The sequence below is a fragment of the Paenibacillus solanacearum genome (assembly GCF_910593845.1).
GTDB lineage: Bacteria > Bacillota > Bacilli > Paenibacillales > NBRC-103111 > Paenibacillus_G > Paenibacillus_G solanacearum.
Genome location: NZ_CAJVAS010000013.1, coordinates 65,205 through 83,174, shown reverse-complemented (window position 1 = coordinate 83,174; position 17,970 = coordinate 65,205). Strand labels below are relative to the sequence as shown.

General features: G+C 56.7%; 14 protein-coding genes. 1 reads left to right on the top strand and 13 read right to left on the bottom strand.

What is annotated here, in order from left to right; translation table 11 throughout:
- Positions 1 to 3: 3 nt before the first annotated feature.
- From KXG62_RS16095 to KXG62_RS16080, 4 genes are all read right to left on the bottom strand, one after another.
- Entirely contained in the window at positions 4 to 2,679 is a 2,676-nt protein-coding gene (locus KXG62_RS16095) for a valine--tRNA ligase (protein ID WP_246627478.1), read from the bottom strand.
- A gap of 443 nt (positions 2,680 to 3,122) precedes the next feature.
- Positions 3,123 to 4,184 (bottom strand): LysM peptidoglycan-binding domain-containing protein, encoded by a 1,062-nt coding sequence (locus KXG62_RS16090; protein WP_218093012.1) that lies wholly within the window; start codon positions 4,182 to 4,184, stop codon positions 3,123 to 3,125.
- Between the two features lie 115 nt (positions 4,185 to 4,299).
- The gene (locus KXG62_RS16085; RefSeq protein ID WP_218093011.1) at positions 4,300 to 5,172 is read right to left on the bottom strand and encodes an RluA family pseudouridine synthase; all 873 of its coding nucleotides are present in this window, start codon (positions 5,170 to 5,172) and stop codon (positions 4,300 to 4,302) included.
- Complete coding sequence (locus tag KXG62_RS16080) at positions 5,169 to 5,333, bottom strand: hypothetical protein (RefSeq protein WP_218093010.1); 165 nt, start codon at positions 5,331 to 5,333, stop codon at positions 5,169 to 5,171. Before KXG62_RS16080 ends, KXG62_RS16085 begins: the two co-directional genes overlap by 4 nt.
- A gap of 207 nt (positions 5,334 to 5,540) precedes the next feature.
- On the opposite strand from KXG62_RS16080, the gene KXG62_RS16075 reads away from it, so the two are divergent.
- The gene (locus KXG62_RS16075) at positions 5,541 to 7,403 is read left to right on the top strand and encodes a phosphodiester glycosidase family protein (protein WP_246627477.1); all 1,863 of its coding nucleotides are present in this window, start codon (positions 5,541 to 5,543) and stop codon (positions 7,401 to 7,403) included.
- Between the two features lie 110 nt (positions 7,404 to 7,513).
- Here KXG62_RS16075 and hemL read toward each other — a convergent pair whose 3' ends face one another.
- The 9 genes from hemL to hemA form a co-directional block, all read right to left on the bottom strand.
- Positions 7,514 to 8,815: a glutamate-1-semialdehyde 2,1-aminomutase gene (hemL, locus tag KXG62_RS16070; RefSeq protein ID WP_218093008.1), complete on the bottom strand. Its 1,302-nt coding sequence runs from the start codon at positions 8,813 to 8,815 to the stop codon at positions 7,514 to 7,516.
- Positions 8,816 to 8,915: 100 nt separating this feature from the next.
- Positions 8,916 to 9,863 (bottom strand): ferrochelatase, encoded by a 948-nt coding sequence (gene hemH / locus KXG62_RS16065; RefSeq protein WP_218093007.1) that lies wholly within the window; start codon positions 9,861 to 9,863, stop codon positions 8,916 to 8,918.
- The gene (gene hemE / locus KXG62_RS16060) at positions 9,860 to 10,945 is read right to left on the bottom strand and encodes a uroporphyrinogen decarboxylase (protein WP_218093006.1); all 1,086 of its coding nucleotides are present in this window, start codon (positions 10,943 to 10,945) and stop codon (positions 9,860 to 9,862) included. Before hemE ends, hemH begins: the two co-directional genes overlap by 4 nt.
- Before the next feature lie 247 nt (positions 10,946 to 11,192).
- Positions 11,193 to 12,185: a porphobilinogen synthase gene (hemB, locus tag KXG62_RS16055; RefSeq protein WP_218093005.1), complete on the bottom strand. Its 993-nt coding sequence runs from the start codon at positions 12,183 to 12,185 to the stop codon at positions 11,193 to 11,195.
- 51 nt (positions 12,186 to 12,236) lie between these two features.
- The gene (cobA, locus tag KXG62_RS16050; RefSeq protein ID WP_218093004.1) at positions 12,237 to 13,787 is read right to left on the bottom strand and encodes a uroporphyrinogen-III C-methyltransferase; all 1,551 of its coding nucleotides are present in this window, start codon (positions 13,785 to 13,787) and stop codon (positions 12,237 to 12,239) included.
- Positions 13,788 to 13,809: 22 nt separating this feature from the next.
- Positions 13,810 to 14,739, bottom strand: a complete 930-nt coding sequence (hemC, locus tag KXG62_RS16045; protein WP_218093003.1) for a hydroxymethylbilane synthase — start codon at positions 14,737 to 14,739, stop codon at positions 13,810 to 13,812.
- Positions 14,740 to 14,782: 43 nt separating this feature from the next.
- Positions 14,783 to 15,523: a precorrin-2 dehydrogenase/sirohydrochlorin ferrochelatase family protein gene (locus tag KXG62_RS16040; protein WP_218093002.1), complete on the bottom strand. Its 741-nt coding sequence runs from the start codon at positions 15,521 to 15,523 to the stop codon at positions 14,783 to 14,785.
- A 17-nt stretch (positions 15,524 to 15,540) separates the two neighbouring features.
- Complete coding sequence (gene ccsA, locus KXG62_RS16035) at positions 15,541 to 16,365, bottom strand: cytochrome c biogenesis protein CcsA (RefSeq protein ID WP_218093001.1); 825 nt, start codon at positions 16,363 to 16,365, stop codon at positions 15,541 to 15,543.
- 15 nt (positions 16,366 to 16,380) lie between these two features.
- Positions 16,381 to 17,781 (bottom strand): glutamyl-tRNA reductase, encoded by a 1,401-nt coding sequence (gene hemA / locus KXG62_RS16030; RefSeq protein WP_218093082.1) that lies wholly within the window; start codon positions 17,779 to 17,781, stop codon positions 16,381 to 16,383.
- Positions 17,782 to 17,970 lie beyond the last annotated feature (189 nt).

The window sequence follows — 17,970 nt, the reverse complement described above, 5'->3', positions numbered from 1 at the left end:
TGCTCACCCTTTCAGCTCGGTCAAACGGGCATTCACTTTATCCCGCTTTTCCGCATAGTCGGCGAGTTTTACTTTCTCTTCCTCGATGACTTTAGCCGGCGCCTTGGAGACGAAGCCTTCATTCGACAGCTTTTTCTCAATCCGGTCAACTTCCGCGTGCAATGTCTTCAGTTCTTTCTCAAGCCGCGTTATTTCCTGGGCAATGTCGATTAATCCCGACAGCGGCAAATACAGTTCCGCGCCGGTGACGATTCCTGTCATCGCCTTATCCGGCGGCGCCAAATCGAAGCTCGGCGCAATATCCGTCGAATTACAGAAGCGCACGACGTACTGGGCGTTATTCGAAATGATCGAAAGCGCTTCTTTGGACGTGACCTTGATTTGCAGCTCGACTTTTTTGCTCATCGGCACGTTCACTTCCGCACGGATGTTGCGCACCGTACGAATGATCTCCATCAGCAGCTCCATTTCCTTGACTGCATCCGGCGATTCGAAGCGCGCTTCGTGCGTCGGCCAGGCCGCCAGTGTGATCGTCTCGCCTTCATGCGGCAGATGCTGCCAAATTTCTTCGCTGATGAACGGCATGAACGGATGGATCAGGCGCTGCGTACGGTCAAGCACGTAGGCCAGCACCGACTTCGTCGTATGCTTCGCTTTGTCGTCGGAGCCGTACAGCGACAGCTTGCTGAACTCGATATACCAGTCGCACAGATCATCCCAGATGAAGTTGTACAGCAAACGGCCGGTTTCCCCGAACTCGTACGTGTCGATCAGTCGGGTAACGTCGCGAACCGTCTCGTTCAACCGGTGCAAGATCCAGCGGTCCGCCGTGCCGAGATCACCGCTCAAATCGATATCCGACGCCTTGAAATCGCCGAGATTCATCAAGACGAAACGCGAAGCGTTCCAAATTTTATTGGCAAAGTTGCGCGCCTGCTCCACTCTCTCCCAGCGGAAGCGCAGGTCTTGCCCTGGCGTCGAGCTGGTGGAGATCATGAAGCGCATCGCGTCCGCTCCGTATTTCTCGATCACTTCGAGCGGGTCGACGCCGTTGCCGAGCGACTTCGACATTTTCTGCCCTTCGGCATCCCGTACGAGACCATGCATCAGCACATCCTTGAACGGAATCCGGTCCGTAAATTCCAAGCCGCTGAAAATCATCCGCGCTACCCAGAAATAGATGATGTCATAGCCCGTTACGAGCAAATCGGTCGGGTAATAGCGTTTCAAATCTTCCGTCTGATCCGGCCAGCCGAGCGTGGAGAACGGCCACAACGCAGAGCTGAACCATGTGTCGAGGACATCCTCGTCCTGCTTCAGGTGCGCTCCGCCGCAAGCCGGACATACATTCGCGTCCTCGCGGGATACGATGATTTCGCTGCAATCTCCGCAGTACCATGCCGGAACCCGATGTCCCCACCACAGCTGCCGGGAAATGCACCAGTCGCGCACATTTTCAATCCAGTTCAAATACGTTTTTTCGAACCGATCCGGTACGAAATGGACGCCTTGACCGGACTTTTGCGCGGCAATCGCGCGTTCCGCGAGCGGCTGCATTTTGACGAACCACTGCGTGGACAAGTAAGGCTCGACGACTGCGCCGCTGCGCTCGCTATGGCCGACTTGATGAACATGCTCCTCGATCTTGAGCAGCACTCCTTGCTCCTTCATGTCCGCCACAATTTGCTTGCGGCATTCAAAACGGTCCAGACCTTGATACTTGCCTGCATTGTCATTCATTTTGCCCGATTCGTCCATTACGAGCACTTGCGGCAGGTCGTGGCGTTTGCCTACCTCGAAGTCGTTCGGGTCATGTGCCGGCGTAATTTTCACCGCGCCGGTTCCGAATTCCTTCTCGACATATTCGTCGCCGACAATCGGAATTTCCCGGCCGATGATCGGCAGCATCAGCGTTTTGCCGACCAGATGCTTGTAGCGCTCATCCTCCGGATGAACCGCTACCGCCGTATCGCCGAGCATCGTCTCCGGACGGGTTGTCGCAACGACGATGTACTCTTCGCTGTCTTTTACCTGATATTTCAAATGATAGAGTGCGCCCTGCACTTCTTTGTACTCAACCTCGATGTCGGACAACGCCGTACGAGCGGCCGGGTCCCAGTTAATAATATACTTGCCGCGGTAGATGAGCCCTTTTTCGTACAGGCGGACGAACACTTCGCGAACCGCCTTGGACAATCCTTCATCCAGCGTGAACCGCTCGCGGGAATAGTCGAGCGAGAAGCCCATTTTCCCCCATTGCTCGTGAATCGTGCCGGCGTAGTGCTCCTTCCATTCCCATACTTTCTCGAGAAATTTCTCGCGGCCCAAATCGTAACGCGACTGTCCTTCCTCGCGCAGCTTCTGCTCCACCTTCGACTGCGTCGCGATCCCCGCATGGTCGGTGCCCGGCAGCCACAGTGCGTCGTAGCCCTGCATCCGCTTCGTGCGGATCATAATATCCTGCAGCGTAAAATCGAGCGCATGCCCGATGTGCAGCATCCCCGTCACGTTCGGCGGCGGGATCACGATCGTGTAAGGCTTCGCATCCTTGTTCTGCCCTGCTTTAAAATATTGGCCCTTCAGCCAGTAATCGTACCATTTCTTCTCGGCTTCCTTCGGATCGTACGTCGTCGGCATCGCCGTCTCCGGTGCCGCCTGCAATTTCGTTTCTTCCGTCATTGCTCCAACCTCCAATGTGCATTGTGCAAGTAATAAACAAAAAAAGCCTTCGCCGCAAAGGACGAAAGGCTCTCGCTTCCGTGGTACCACCTTTATTCCGTATCGCTGCTTTGGCGGAAAAGCTTAAAGCAGGCCCATACGGCACTTAAGCAGATAACGGCTGCAGCCGGCCATCTCTCCGCTCCTTGCGGGCATCGATACGGCAACTCCGGGGCGACTTCGACAGGTACATCCTGCGGGACCTTCCAGCGTCTAGCCGGTTCCGCTCTCTGTAGGGTTCGCTGCCTACTACTCCCTTTCCACGTTTTTCATCAACATCTATGCATCATATCATAAACAACATTGCATGCTGAGTCAATATACACCTTATGTTTCATTATGCCCAAAAAAAGATCCGGACAAGCCTGTTACGGCAAGATCCGGATCTTTTTTTTAAGCTGTCTTCACTTGGGGATATACACGACTTGCCCTTCGCTGACTTCACCGTCCCCAAGACGGTTGTGCAGCGCAATTTCGCGCGGATGAATCTCGTAACGCTTGGCAATCGTTTCGAGCGTTTCCTCCTTTTGCACGATACACATGCGCAGCCGTTTAAATTCATACTTCTCATCGCGCGAGCTGAGCAAAATCTGCTTCCATTCGACCCGCTCGGCCTGCGCCGCGGCCGCAGCCTCAGGCTCTGCCTCTTCCGGCTTACGCACGTCGGGCTTGTTACCGGACCCTTGCTTAAGCAGCGAAGCAAGCCCGTACGATTTGACGACCGGCGCAGCGGCTTCCTCCGCCGGCTTCTTGCTGCCGAAGGCGATTTTCATTTCCTGAGGCTCAGCCGAGGCAACTTCCTGTGCCTGTACGGTCGCTTCTTTGTCCGGTTCCGCGGGTTCCTTGGCTTCCGCCTCCGCGGCTTCCTTCGGCTCTTCCTTCGGCTCTTCTTTCTTCTCTTGCGCCGGTTCTACGTTAGAAGGTTCGACGGCTATGGGCTCCACACGGGCTGCCGTTTCTCCAGAGATAGAGGCTTGTTCCGCTGCAGAAGCGGCGGGCGAGACCGGTAACGGCTCCGGGAAGGAGGAAGGATTGCGGCTTGCTTCATGCACGAATACGACTTCTTCCTCCACTTCCTTCCATGACTCCGTTTCCGCCGTCTGCACCGTCTCCAGCCCATTCAAGGACAAGACGCCGGTGACATTCAAGCTGCGGGCGGACAACAGATCCACGTCGAAGTTCTCGATCTCGACAGCGATGTCCTCCACTCGGCTTACCCGGTTCATCGGCAGCGTGATTTCCACCGGGATCAGATGCTCGAGCGTCTGCCCCTGCCGGTTCTGCTCGTCGATGTAAGTTCCGGTTAGCAGCAAATTGCCCCGCAATACCGCTTGCTCTCCATACGGCAGCACCTGTATATGAGGAGCAAGCTCCACCTCCTCGAGCTGTTTAATGCCAAGCAGCCCTTCCAATAAATGAACGCGTTCATAAATATCGAATCGCAATCCGCTTTGTTGTGCAGTCAATTCAAAATCCTCCCTTCGTATTTCTACCTTTTCTACTCCATTGAAGCCGAAAAGAAAGATGGTCAGCGCGGTTCTCTTTACCATTTATACGCTGCCCGGGAGAGGAGCATGACTACTATTTTTTCAATCGTTCGCGAAGACCTGTGAGATCGGCAGGCCACGGCGCTGCAACGTCCATCGTCTCCTCCGTCAAAGGATGCGGGAACAGCAGCCGCTCGCCGTGCAGCGCTTGCCTGCTCAGCCCTCGAGAGTCTCCGCCATATAACGTATCGCCGATAAGCGAATGCCCCAAATAGCTCATATGTACGCGGATTTGATGCGTTCGCCCCGTCTCCAGTATGATCTCGAGCAGCGCGGCGGACCTGTACCGCTCGATCACCCGGTAGCGCGTAACAGCCGGCTCCCCCGTTCGGGATACCCGCCGGCGCGTCGCATGATGCCGATCGCGGCCGATCGGAGCGTCGACTATCCCTTCCGTTTGGGCCGGACGCCCCTGCACGATCGCTACATAATGCCGTCCGATCCGCTTGTCTCGCATAAACGCATCCAGACGCGATTGCGACCAGTCATGTTTGGCGAACAGCACCGGGCCGGTCGTATCTTCGTCCAGCCGGTGAATATGCCTCGCCCGGCACTTCTGCCCTTCCGCCTCCAGATGCCACTGCACCGCCTGCAGCAGCGTCCCCTGCTCGCCCTCCTGCGTCGGGTGCACCTTCATCCCCGGCGGCTTGTTCGCGACAAGGCAGAAGTCGTCCTCGAACAGCACTTCTACTTCCGCCCACTCAGACATATATTGTAGCGGCTCCTCGGGAAACAGCCGCAGCCGAATGCGGTTGCCCTTCCACTCGATGCCGCCGGAGCCGCGCCATTTGGCGATCCATTTGCCGTGAAAACATTCGGGAAGCAGCGCTTCCGCATCTTTCTTGTCCACAGGCTCGCGAGCTGCAGTCAGCTCAAGCCACTCTCCCTTGCGCCGCCACTCGATCATTTCGAACGCCCTTTCCCGCTGCCGGCCGCGGAAGAGCGTTTCGCCGCGCGGAGCGCTCCCAAGCTTGCGGCAATGAATATAACGACAAGCACGGCAAAAAAAACGCCCATCACTGCGATCATCTCCAAGGTCACTCCAAAAAAACTATAATGCTTCAACATGCGCTTGTCCTCCAAGAATGCTTCAAGTATTGTCATTTTACCAAAACGGACCGCAATCCTCAAAGCGGTTACAATGCCAATTTCACCTTCAACTTACAGCCTCCGCCCATCTGTTAAAAAAAGTCGGATTATGCTAGAATGAAGTGGATATTTGCTAGATTCGGGATATCTTGCAATCTATTTTTGTGTAACGGGAGAGGACTACTATTGAACAGTGCAATCCAGTCGCTTCGGCAATGGAGTTGGCTTAAACGATCGCTGTTTTGGATCGCTTTGATTACGTTTATTACTTCCAGCTTCCTCTTTTTGACGCCTCCGGGCGGTAAAATCCGAGACTGGCTGGCGCAAACGGTCATCACGACGCAGCACCGAAGCTGGGCGTGGATTTTCGTCGGCGCCGAACGGCGCGACCTCATGGTCCGGCAAATGCAGCAGGCCATCGAGGATGCAGCCGTAGAAGAGCAGGATATGGACATGATTCAAATTCGTCAGGAGAATGTGCGCAAGAAGCGTTCGATCGACGAATTGATCAAAGTTGAAGATATTTCGGGAAAGTTCTGGAAGGGCAAGAAACTTACCGTCTACGACCCGAAGACGATTCGCGTCATGACTCCGCATAAAACGGGTGAAGGCGAACGCATCTCTTCCATGGTTACGCGGACGGGAGCGGTCGCCGGCGTCAACGGCGGCGGGTTCACCGATCCCGAGGGGCTTGGCAACGGGTTCGCCGCGATCGGAGCAATCTTCTCCGGCGGCGAAATCATATTCAATGACCAGGACGGGAGCATTCCGCAGCATATCGTCGGGTTTACAAAGGACGGTACGCTTGTCGTCGGGAAGTACGACTTTTTCCAGCTCCGTGATATGGGTATCTCCGACGCCGTATCGTTTTATCCGCGGCTGATCGCAAACGGCAAACCGCTGATTACAAGCGGCGACGGCGGATGGGGTCGCGGGCCGCGTACGGCGGTCGGCCAAAAGGCGGACGGAACCGTCATTTTCCTCATCATCGACGGCCGTCAAGCGCACAGCGTCGGCGCGACGCTCAAGGAGCTACAGGATCTATTGCTTGAAGATGGCGTTGTCAATGCCGGCAACCTCGACGGAGGCGCTTCTTCCGAGCTTGTCGTCGACGGCGAATTGCTGACGAAGCCGTCCAGCCGCTACGGCGAGCGCAGGCTGCCTTCGGCCTTCCTGGTATATGACGATCCGTCCACTGTCGTCGCGGACAAAGTGTGGGAGAATATCGACAAGATCGATCCCGGCGGTTCGTATGACCATCCGGATTACTTGCGTGAGCAAGCGGAGCTGAAAGCCAAAGGGCTGCTCAAGCCGGCCACGCCGACACCTCCTCCGGCGAAAACCGAACCAAAGACGGAACCGAAGACGGAGCAGCCGAAGACCGAAACGAAAACAGAGCCGAAGCAGGACGCCAAAAACGACGCCAAAGCCGATTCGAAATCCGACGCCAAGGCAGATCCCGGAAAAACCGGTACAGGCGCGAATCAACCGGCGGACGACGCGAAGACGCCTCCGGCGGTTACACCGCCGAAGGAGCAGACTCCCGCCGGGGCAGGAAACGGAACGGACGCGAAGCCTGGCGCCAGCGGCACGCCGACCGACTCCGGGAATGGCCAGGGGCAGAACGGAGCCGGCACAGGAGCAGCATCCGGAGGTACGGGCTCAAACGGAGCCGGTTCAACCAGCGGAGCGGGCAGTACCGCTCCCGGCAACGCCGGCACGGGTTCGGGCACAAGCGGATCGACAACAGAAGGCTCCGGTAACCCGCCGGCGCAAACGCAGTCCCCTGCAGGAACGAACGGTACGACAACGGGCACGAATACGTCAGGGTCGGGGAACTCCCCGACGCCCGCGTCGCCGGCACCGACACCGACACCGGATCCCGTTCAAGTGACGCCGCCGCCCGCTGCGGTGACGCCTAGCGGCAACAACAGCAGCAGTAGCAACGGTAATGGAACACCGATCGGCTCGAACCCGCTTACGCTGCCGACGCCTTCGGAGACGACATCCAATTCATCCAATGTGCCGCAAATTCATTTGAATCCATAAGCAATCCACTGCTACATAGACGAAGAGGACCCGGCTGACCGGGTCCTCTTCCATTATATTCGCAGCCCTCTTCTTCGAATCCGCAGTCTCCGGGAGCCTGTGCCTTCGGTTTAAAGCTGTTTCAATGCCTCATAGTGTGCTTCGATCGTAGCGTCGATATCCGCATCCGTATGCGCTGTGGATACGAACATGCCCTCGAACTGCGAAGGCGCGATGCTTACGCCGTAATCGAGCAGCAGCCCAAAATATCGATTGAATTTCTGAAGATCGGACAGCTTGGCTGTTTCGTAGTTCACAACCTGTTCGTCTGTGAAGAACGGACAAACCATCGAGCCGACACGGTTGATCGTCGAAGGGATGCCGAACTGCTTCGCATTCCGGGTAAAGCCTTCTTCCAATCTGGCTGACTTCCGTTCCAGCTCCTCGTAAACGCCCGGCTCGCCCAGCAGCTTAAGCGTCGTATAGCCCGCTGCCATCGCGAGCGGATTGCCCGATAGCGTACCTGCTTGGTAGATCGGCCCTGCCGGCGCGATCTGTTCCATGATTTCCCGTTTGCCGCCGTACGCGCCTACCGGCAAACCGCCGCCGATAACTTTGCCGAGACAGGTCAGGTCCGGCGTAATGCCGTACCGTCCTTGCGCCGAGTTCAAGCCGACGCGGAAACCCGTCATGACTTCATCGAATATCAGCAAGCTGCCGTACTTCTGCGTTACTTCCCGCAGTCCTTCAAGGAAGCCGGGGAGCGGCGGCACGACGCCCATATTCCCCGCTATCGGCTCCACGATCACGGCGGCAATCTGCTCGCCAAACTTCTCGAATACGATGCCGATCGACTCCAGATCGTTGTATGGCACAGTAATCGTATTGACCGCCACGCTCTCCGGTACGCCTGGGCTGTCCGGCAAGCCCAGCGTCGCCACGCCCGATCCGGCTTTGATCAGCAGCGAATCTGCGTGACCGTGATAGCAGCCTTCGAATTTGACGATCTTGCTGCGCCCGGTATAGCCTCGGGCCAGCCGCAGTGCGCTCATCGTCGCTTCCGTGCCTGAATTCACCATCCGCACCAATTCGATCGACGGCATACGCTCTGTCACCAGCTTGGCCATGCGCGTTTCCAGCTCCGTAGGCGCGCCGAAGCTCGTCCCGAGCGCTGCCGTCTTCGTAACGGCCTCGATCACTTCGGGATGGGTATGACCTACAATCATCGGGCCCCAGGAGCCGATGTAATCAATAAATTCGTTACCGTCGATGTCATATACCCGGGAACCGCTCGCCCGTTCCACGAATAACGGCGTCAGCCCGACGGATTTAAAAGCGCGAACCGGGCTGTTCACCCCTCCGGGAATATAAGCTTTCGCTTCGGCAAAAGCTTGGGCAGACCGCGCGTCCGACCGCTTACGATGATTGCTCATTTCATTCACACCTTTATCTTATTATCGCTTCATCCTGCCATCCCGTCTGCATGCCTCGCCTGCAGCGAAGCCCGGGAGATCCGGGCTTCTACGGGCGTATTTAAGCGTGTTCGCTCTTCTCCAGCTCGGCAAATACCACATCGCTGAGCGTTTCAATATACAGCGGATCTGTATTCAGCGATCGGGTGCGGGCAAGCTGCAGTCCGAGCGCCTTGGCCGTCTTCTGCGCTTCAATGTCCAAATCGTACAATATTTCCAAGTGATCCGAAACAAAACCGATCGGGCAGATCAGCACATGCTCGGCTTGCTTTTCGCTGGATATCGTTTGCAGCACGTCGAGAATATCCGGTCCGAGCCATGGAACGCCGGTTTGCCCTGCACTCTGCCAGCCGAACTGCCAGTTCGAGATGCCCACCTCTGCGGCAATCGCCTTGGACGTATCGAGCAGCTGCTCTGGATACGGATCGTTCATCTCCAATATTTTTTCCGGCAGGCTGTGCGCCGTGAAGATGACTCTCACACGGTCTTTGTCGACGCCTTCAAACTTGCCCAGCCCTTCCGCCACGCGCTCGGACAAAGCCTTGACCAGTTGCGGATGCAGATGGTAGCTGCGCACGAAGCTCATCCGCACGCCAAGCTCATCCGCCTTGTCTTTCGCGCGTTTGATATAACCGCCCACGCTCATCACCGAATAATGCGGCGCAAGTACGACGCCTACGGCCTGCTCGATCCCTTCGCGCGCCATGCTCTCCACGCCGTCCTCGATATAAGGCGAAGCATGCTTCAACCCTTGGTAGCATACGAACGTCGTGCCGGGATGCTGCTCATTGAGCATCGCCTCAAGGGCCTTCACCTGCTTGTCGGTGTTTTCGCGCAGCGGAAATACGCCGCCGACGATGGCCTCGTAGCGGCTCGTCAAATCATGCAGCTGCTCCGCCGTAGGCGGGTGGCCCCGGCGAATATGCGTATAATACGCTTCAATGCCTTCAATGCTCTCCGGCGTCCCGTAGGACATGACCAGAACTCCGATTCGCTTCTGCTGCGTCATGCTCTAACACCACTTTCCTGGGTCAATGCTCCGCGGGCTTTCAAAGCCTGGCGGGAGTAGTCATGTACAAACGCCGTGAGCTCCTTCATCTTATCGATCGACGCCTCCGGGAATACCCCGTGGCCGAAGTTGAACACGTAGCCCGGCTGTTGAATGCCTTCGTCGATAATCGCCTTCGCCTGCGCTTGAATCAGAGCCATCGGTCCCGTCAGTACGAACGGGTCCAAGTTCCCTTGGATCGCATACTGCGAGCCTAACCGTTTGCGTCCTTCGGCAATCGATACTTTCCAGTCCAACCCGATCACATCGGCATGAATGCCGCGGACATGCGGAAGCAGTTCGCCGGAGCTGACGCCAGGGTAATAAATTTTCGGCTGTTCCAGATGGCTCAGTTCGGCGAAAATGCGCTGGATCGTCGGCAGCACGTATTTCTGGAAATCGGCCGGAGATAGCGCGCCGACCCAACTGTCGAACACTTGCACCGCTTTGGCCCCCGCAGCGATATGCGACTTCAAATACGTGATGATCATATCCCCGAGCTTATCCATCAGCATGAACCAGACATCGGGCTCGCTGTACATCATCGTTTTCGTGCGGATATAGTCTTGCTTCTTCGACGGCTTGCCTTCGATCAAGTAGCTGGCGATCGTAAAAGGAGCGCCGGCAAACGTAATGAGCGGCACGTTCAGCTCTTGAACAAGCAGCTCGATCGTCTTAATAATATGAGGCAGATCCTGCTCGACATCGATCGGTTTCAGCTTCTTCACGTCATCCGTGGTACGAATCGGATTATGAATGACCGGACCGACATCCTTCACAATGTCGAAATCGATACCGATGGACGCAACCGGATTCATAATATCGGAATACAAAATAGCCGCGTCGACCCCCAGCTTCTTCACCGGCATCATGGTCACTTCGGCCGCGAGCTCCGGCTGCTTGCTGATTTCGAGCAGGCTGTATTTTTCTTTAATTTTACGGTAATCCGGATCGGTGCGTCCGGCCTGGCGCATAAACCATACCGGCACTGTGTCGACCTCCTGCTTCATACAGGCCCTTAAAAACAAATCGTTATAACTCATGGCTCGATTCCTCTTTTCCGCATACTCCCATAATCTACTTCTCATTATGCCCTATTTGGAAGCGTGTAACAACCGATCGGGCCGTCAGTTTCCGACAAATGTTTGACAGTCGCCTTTGCGGCCGGTTTCGTCTGTGCACATTCTAAAAAAACTCCAATCCCGCAGGACTGGAGCTTTTTCCTTCAACATGATGCGGGGATCCGTCTGCTTCCGCAGAGGGCCCCATGCCCCAAAGCCGGAGCAAGCCTCAGCCCTTCAGCCATGCGGCGATGTCTTTGGCAAAGTACGTAATGATCATATCCGCTCCGGCGCGCTTGAAGCCGACCATCGTTTCCATGACAATCGCCTTCTCGTCGATCCAGCCCTGAAGCCCCGCCGCCTTGACCATCGAATATTCCGCACTCACGTTGTAAGCGACGATCGGCAAATCGTACCGGTCTCGAAGCATCCGCATAATGTCCATGTAGGCCATAGCAGGCTTAACCATCAGCATGTCGGCGCCTTCCGCGACGTCGGCGTCCGCTTCGCGGACCGCCTCGCGCGCGTTGGCCGGGTCCATCTGATACGTCTTCCGGTCGCCAAACTGCGGAGCCGAGTGAGCAGCTTCCCGGAAAGGCCCGTAAAAGGCGGACGCATATTTCACCGAATACGACATGATCGGCACATGCTCAAAGCCTGCTTCGTCCAGCCCTTGACGAATCGCGTACACGAAGCCGTCCATCATGTTGGACGGAGCGATCACATCCGCTCCCGCTTCGGCCTGAGACACCGCCGTCTTGACGAGCAATTCAAGCGACGCATCGTTCAGTACGTCCGCACGCTTCTTCGCTTCGTTGAAATGTACGACGCCGCAATGTCCGTGATCCGTGAATTGGCACAGGCATGTATCTGCGACGACCAATAAGTCCGGCGCCCATTGCTTGATGCGGCGTGTCGCTTCCTGCACGATGCCGTTCGGGTCGTAGGCAGAGCTGCCTTCGCTATCCTTCGTCTCCGGTACACCGAACAGCAAAATCGCCTGAATGCCGAGCGCGGTCACTTCACGAATTTCCGCCTCCAGCTGATCGATGGAGAAGTGATACACGCCGGGCATCGAAGCGATCTCCTCTTTCACGCCCGTGCCGTGCGTCACAAATATCGGATAAATCAAATCATACAACGTCACTGCGTGTTCTCTGACCAGATTCCGCATCGCTTGGGACGTGCGGAGTCGGCGGTTTCGTATAAGCGGAAAACTCATTGATGATATCCCCCTGTTGGTTTATGTAGCTTCAGATCCACATCCCGCGAATCATCCCTTGATAAGACGTTCTCCGGGCCGTCCGCACATGCTCGCGACCAATGAGGCAATCGTCGATTCTTCGGCCAAATAATCGACCGAAAGGCCGGAATCCTCCGCTGTTTTTGCCGTAATCGGCCCAATACAGGCAATTCTGCAGCCGGACAGCAGCGCCAATGGATCTTCTCCCTGATCCGTCAATGCGGTGAACAGGTTCGTCACCGTCGAAGAGCTCGTAAACGTCACATCGTGAATCATGCCCTGCTTCAGCAGTTCAACCATCTCTGGTGCATCTTCCGCGTCCAGCACATTTTCATATACATCGATTTCGGTAACTTCCAGTCCGAACGCCTTCAATTTGTGAGGAAGCTCCTTGCCGGCGATGTCCGCGGTGGCTAACAGCACCGTTTGTCCCGGGCGCAGCTCCTCGGCCAGCGTGTCAAACAGCGAATCGGCCTGAAACTTGGGCGGCAGCGTCTCGACAATCAGCCCGCGCTGCTCCAGCGCTTCGGCCGTTTTGGGCCCGACGGCGGCGATTCTCGCTTGCGCCATCGACCGGATGTCGACGCGCAGCTCGCGCAGTCGCGTAAAGAATGACTCCACCCCGTTTACGCTTGTGAACACCACCCAGTCGAACGACGGCAGACGCTGCATGGCCGCATCGCGAGCAGCCTGCGCTTCCGCGCCGCTTGGCGGCTGGATACGGATGACCGGAAACTCGATCGCCTCGCCCCCGAGCTCATCGATTTGGGCAACCAAATCGCTGGCTTGGCTGCGCGCGCGCGTCACGAGAATGCGCCGTCCGAACAGCGGCTTGTTCTCAAACCAGGCGAGCTTCTCCCGAAGCTTGACGACCTCGCCGACAATCGTAACGGCAGGCGATTGAAATTGAGCCGCCTTCACCTTGTCCACGATATCCGCCAATGTCCCCGTCAACGTTTCCTGCTCCATCCAGGTGCCCCAGCGGATTAAAGCGACGGGGGTATCCTGCGATTTGCCGCCCTGTCTTAGCTGCGAGCAAATATGCTCCAGGTTGGCTACACCCATTAAAAAGATAAGCGTTCCCGAAGCTTGGGCAAGGTTTTCCCAGTTGACGCTGGAATATGTTTTATTCTTATATTCGTGACCGGTTACGATAGAGAAGGACGACGTAAAATCGCGATGCGTTACAGGAATGCCTGCATAAGCCGGTACGGCGATCGCCGAAGTAATGCCCGGCACGATCTCAAATGTAACGCCATGCTCGGCCAGCAGCTCCGCTTCCTCGCCGACACGCCCGAATACGCTCGGGTCTCCGCCCTTCAGGCGGGTGACGGTCTTGCCTTGAAGCGCAAGATCCACCAGTAGGCGGTTGATTTCTTCCTGCTTCATCATGTGCTTGTCCGGCAGCTTCCCGACAAAAATTTTGTCCGCTCCGAGCTTCATATGCTTCAGCAGGCGCGGGCTGGCAAGGCGGTCATAGACGACCACATCGGCCCGCTGGATCGCTTCCAGCCCTCTTACCGTAATCAGCTTCGGGTCTCCCGGCCCGGCACCGACTAGATATACGACACCCTTCTTCATAAAGCGGCTCTCCCCTATTCGACTATTCGGTTGCTAATGCCAATATTTCTGATGCCCCTTTGGCAATCAAAGCATCTGCGAGCTCAAGGCCCAGCCGTTCCGGATCGGTTCCGGTCTTCGTTTCTTTTAACATCTGCTTGCCGTCCGGTGATCCCACCATGCCGGTCAACGTAATGCGACCGTCTTCCGCCAATTCAGCATAAGCTCCGATCGGCACTTGGCAGCCACCGTTCAACCGGCCCAAAAAGCTTCGTTCCGCCGTCACGGTGACGGTCGTTGCCTCGTGGCGGAATTTGGCCAGCAAATCGAGCACGAACGCATTGTCGTCCCGGCACTCGATGCACAGCGCCCCTTGCCCGACGGCAGGCAGGCAAAGCTCCGTCGGCAAATATGCGTCGATGCGGTCTTTCCAGCCCATCCGGTGCAGTCCCGCAGCCGCGAGCATGATTGCGTCCAATCCCTCGGTTTCCAGCTTACGAATGCGCGAATCGATATTGCCGCGCACCGAGACGATGTTCAGATCGGGACGCCGCTGCTGCAGCTGGCATGCCCGGCGCAAGCTGCTCGTTCCGAGCTTCGCGCCGTGGGGCAGCTCCTCGAAGCCGCCGCCGTTCTTCGTAATCAAACAATCGCGCGGGTCTTCCCTCTCCGGGATCGCGCCCACCACCAGTCCTTCCGGCAGTTGGAAGGGCATATCCTTCATGCTATGTACGGCCAAATCGATTTCCCCGTCGAACAACGCCTGCTCGATCTCTTTTACGAACAGCCCTTTGCCGCCGACCTTGGACAGCGTCACATCGAGAATGCGGTCGCCTTTGGTGACGATTTTCTTCAATTCGAAGCTGGCTTCGATGCCGTGCCGCTCGCACAACGCTTTCAGTTGATCAACGACTTGTCCGGTTTGCGTCAGCGCAAGCGCGCTCTGTCTTGTTCCTACTACGATTGTACGCATCTGGTCCACCCCTTGTCCATATCCTGAAATCCTCAATTATCCATTATAACCCGGTCTCTGCCCCTTTTAACCTCAGCCATTCGCCCGCGGCCCGAATGCCTTCCGCCGTCGGGTCCGCCTTGACGCGCCGCAGCAGCTCGTTCTGCAGCTCGTTCTGCAGCTCGTCCCGCGCGGTCTGCTCCGCGACGCGCAGCAGCGGCAGCAGGTCCCAGCCGAGCATCGCGCGGAACAGCTCCTGCCGGACGCCGCTGTCCGGCACCGCCCCTTGCACAGCGAGCCTCAGCTCGTGCAGCAGCTCCAAATACGGCCCGTATTCGGGGCCGAATGTCTCTTCCAGCTGCCGCCGCACCATGGCGGCGACGGCTGGGCTTGCGCCCGCGGTCGACACCGCGAGCGTCAATCTGCCGCGGCGCACAGCCGCCGGCACGATGAATCCGCTGGCCGCCGCGTCGTCGGCCGCGTTCACGAGCTTGCCGAGCGCCTCGGCCTCAGCGCGCACAGCCGCGTTCACCGACGCATCGTCGGTGGCCGCGAAGACGAGCCGCGCCTCCGACAGCGCGGGCAGGCCGGGCGCATAGCGGCTGGGAAGCGCCGCGATCACGCCTTGCGCCGCCCACGCTTCCAGCTGCGGCGTAAACTGCGGGCTCACGACGGTGACGTGAGCCCCTGCTTCCAGGAGCGCGCCGACCTTGCGCTCCGCCACCTGCCCGCCGCCGACCACGAGGCACGGCTTTTCCTGCAAAGCAAGCATAATCGGATAATACGTCTTCGGTTTGCCGGCCACCCCGATCCCCCCTTGCCTTAAGCCCATGGGTGAAACGTCGAATATACGCCGCCCAGCACGAAATTGAGCAGCGTGATAACAAATGCGGCCAAATTCCACAGCGCCAATCGGTTGCCGGGCGCTTTAAGCACCATCCGCTGAAAAATATAAAAGAAATAAGCCAACAGCACGAACCAGGAGTTCAACACTTTCACATCAAAAAACAACGCGTAATTGCCCTCCAGCGCGATCCATACAATACCGAGCGACAAGGACAGCAGCAGCAGCGGCACGCCGACGACAGCGGCAAAAAATCCGTACTTGTCGGTCGTATCCAAACTCGGCAGCCGCTGCATTTGCTGCGACCAGCGCTTTTCCTTCAGCATCCGGTGCAGGAACAAATACATGCCGGAGAAAATCGCCGAGACGACAAACGCCACATAGCTGGCTACCGCCAGCGAAATATGAATAAACAGCAGCTCGTCGTTGATGTTCCAATAGGCCAGCGTCGGCGACATCTGCGGGTTGCTGAAAATGTTCAGCGCCAATATGGCGAAACCGAACACATTGATCAGAAACACGAACAGCTCGATCCGAAAAAATCGATTAATAACCAGCGACACGGCCACCAGCAGCCAGGATAAAATAAACAGCGTTTCGAACCGGGAAAAGGCTATCAATCTCGTATGCGAATACAAGCTAAAAAACAAATAGGCCGTTTGCAATATCCATACAAACGAAAGCAACCCTGTCCCCATCCGTTTTGCGCTTCGATTCGGACCGACAAAGTCCGAGAAGTAAAACAGGAGGCTCAGGGTGTAAATATACAAGATGGCGTCATATAACCAGGTTTGCGTGACCATGGTCTCCGTCCCCGCTTATGCTTTGGCCAAAGCGTCAGCTGGCGCGGCGCCGGCTCTCACTTTGGCAAGCAGTTCTTCCTTGATCCGCTCTTGGGCGGCTTCGGCTTCGAGCTGCTTCCTCGCGAGCTCCGCGCGCTCTTGCTGCGCAAGCTGCTCTTCCAAAGCGAATATTTTTGCAAACAAGTCCAGCGCTTCGTCTCCATGGCGTTCAGCCGCCATTTCCTTAATGCGAACAATCGGGTCGCGAAGCATTTGGTTGACGATGCTTTTGGTCAGCTTGTGAATGACTTTCAGCTCGCGCTCATCTAAATCGGGCAGCTTTTTCATCAAGCTGTCCATCGTTTCTTCATGAATGGTGGACGCTTTGTCTTGCAGCGCCTGGATGACCGGCCTGACGCCGAGCGTCTTGGTCCACTGTTCAAAAGCTGCCATTTCGGATGTGATCATTTCCTCGATTTTCACCGCCGCCTTATGCCGCTCTTCGAGATGACTGTTGACGAGCGATTGAAGATTGTCGATGTCGTACAGGAATACATTCGGCATATCGCCAAGTCGCGGGTCCAGATCCCGCGGAACGGCGATATCGATCATGAACAGCGGGCGCGAACGGCGTTTTTGCAGCACGCCGGACACTTGCTCCGCGGTCAGCACGAGACCGGCTGCGCCTGTCGAGCTGATGACGATATCCGCTTCCTCCAGATGCGTCAGCAACTTGTCCATCGTGCTCGGAACGCCGTTGAACTTCTCCGCCAGCTCTTGGGCGCGTCCCAGCGTACGGTTCACGACGATCACCTTGTCGGCGCCGTTCGCGTACAAGTGCTTCACGGTAAGCTCGCTCATCTTGCCCGCGCCGATAATGAGCACCTTCTTGTGCTCATACGTGCCGAAAATGCGCTTGCCGAGCTCGACGGCGGCGTAACTGACCGAAACCGGATTTTCCCCGATGCCCGTCTCGAAATGAGCGCGCTTCGCCATCGTAATCGCTTGCTTGAACAGCGTGTTGAAAATGATTCCCGTCGTTTTTTCACTTTGCGACAGCAAAAAAGCGTCCCGTACTTGACCGAGAATTTGCGTTTCGCCGATGACCATCGAGTCGAGGCCGCTTGTTACCCGGAACAAATGCTTAATTGCGTCGTCGTTTTCGTAGACATAAAGATGCTTGTTGAACTGCTCTCTCGGTATGTTGAACCATTTCTCGAAAAATCCGCGCAAGTAATGCCCGCACAACTGCTGGCGGTCCACTACGGCATACAGTTCCGTCCGGTTACAGGTGCCCACGATGACGCACTCCATCACGCTCGTCGTTTCCTTGAGCTCTTTGAGCGCCAGCGCCAAATTCCCCTCGGCAAACGTAAATTTTTCTCTGATCGCTACGGGTGCTGTACGGTAATTTAAGCCGGCCACGACGATTTGCATCTGGTTCACCTGCCTCCCCCTCTTTAAATTCATTTTATTATAGCATGAAAAACGAGCATTCTCGACATAATTTATGAAAGTTTTATTACAGGAGAAGCAACTCTCCCCCTAAATCCCCCAAGGGGGGACCCCCATGGGGCTCACCGCCCCCTGGACCCCGGCCCGTGCTGTGAGTTACTGTGGCGTTAT

What these genes read in the sequence shown, in the direction of transcription:
- KXG62_RS16095 (WP_246627478.1), bottom strand. Translation starts at nt 2,679, where the DNA reads ATGACGGAAGAAACGAAATTGCAGGCGGCACCGGAGACGGCGATGCCG.
- KXG62_RS16085 (WP_218093011.1), bottom strand. Translation starts at nt 5,172, where the DNA reads ATGATCGAGTGGCGGCGCAAGGGAGAGTGGCTTGAGCTGACTGCAGCT.
- KXG62_RS16080 (WP_218093010.1), bottom strand. Translation starts at nt 5,333, where the DNA reads ATGTTGAAGCATTATAGTTTTTTTGGAGTGACCTTGGAGATGATCGCA.
- hemL (WP_218093008.1), bottom strand. Translation starts at nt 8,815, where the DNA reads ATGAGCAATCATCGTAAGCGGTCGGACGCGCGGTCTGCCCAAGCTTTT.
- hemH (WP_218093007.1), bottom strand. Translation starts at nt 9,863, where the DNA reads ATGACGCAGCAGAAGCGAATCGGAGTTCTGGTCATGTCCTACGGGACG.
- hemE (WP_218093006.1), bottom strand. Translation starts at nt 10,945, where the DNA reads ATGAGTTATAACGATTTGTTTTTAAGGGCCTGTATGAAGCAGGAGGTC.
- hemB (WP_218093005.1), bottom strand. Translation starts at nt 12,185, where the DNA reads ATGAGTTTTCCGCTTATACGAAACCGCCGACTCCGCACGTCCCAAGCG.
- cobA (WP_218093004.1), bottom strand. Translation starts at nt 13,787, where the DNA reads ATGAAGAAGGGTGTCGTATATCTAGTCGGTGCCGGGCCGGGAGACCCG.
- hemC (WP_218093003.1), bottom strand. Translation starts at nt 14,739, where the DNA reads ATGCGTACAATCGTAGTAGGAACAAGACAGAGCGCGCTTGCGCTGACG.
- ccsA (WP_218093001.1), bottom strand. Translation starts at nt 16,365, where the DNA reads ATGGTCACGCAAACCTGGTTATATGACGCCATCTTGTATATTTACACC.
- hemA (WP_218093082.1), bottom strand. Translation starts at nt 17,781, where the DNA reads ATGCAAATCGTCGTGGCCGGCTTAAATTACCGTACAGCACCCGTAGCG.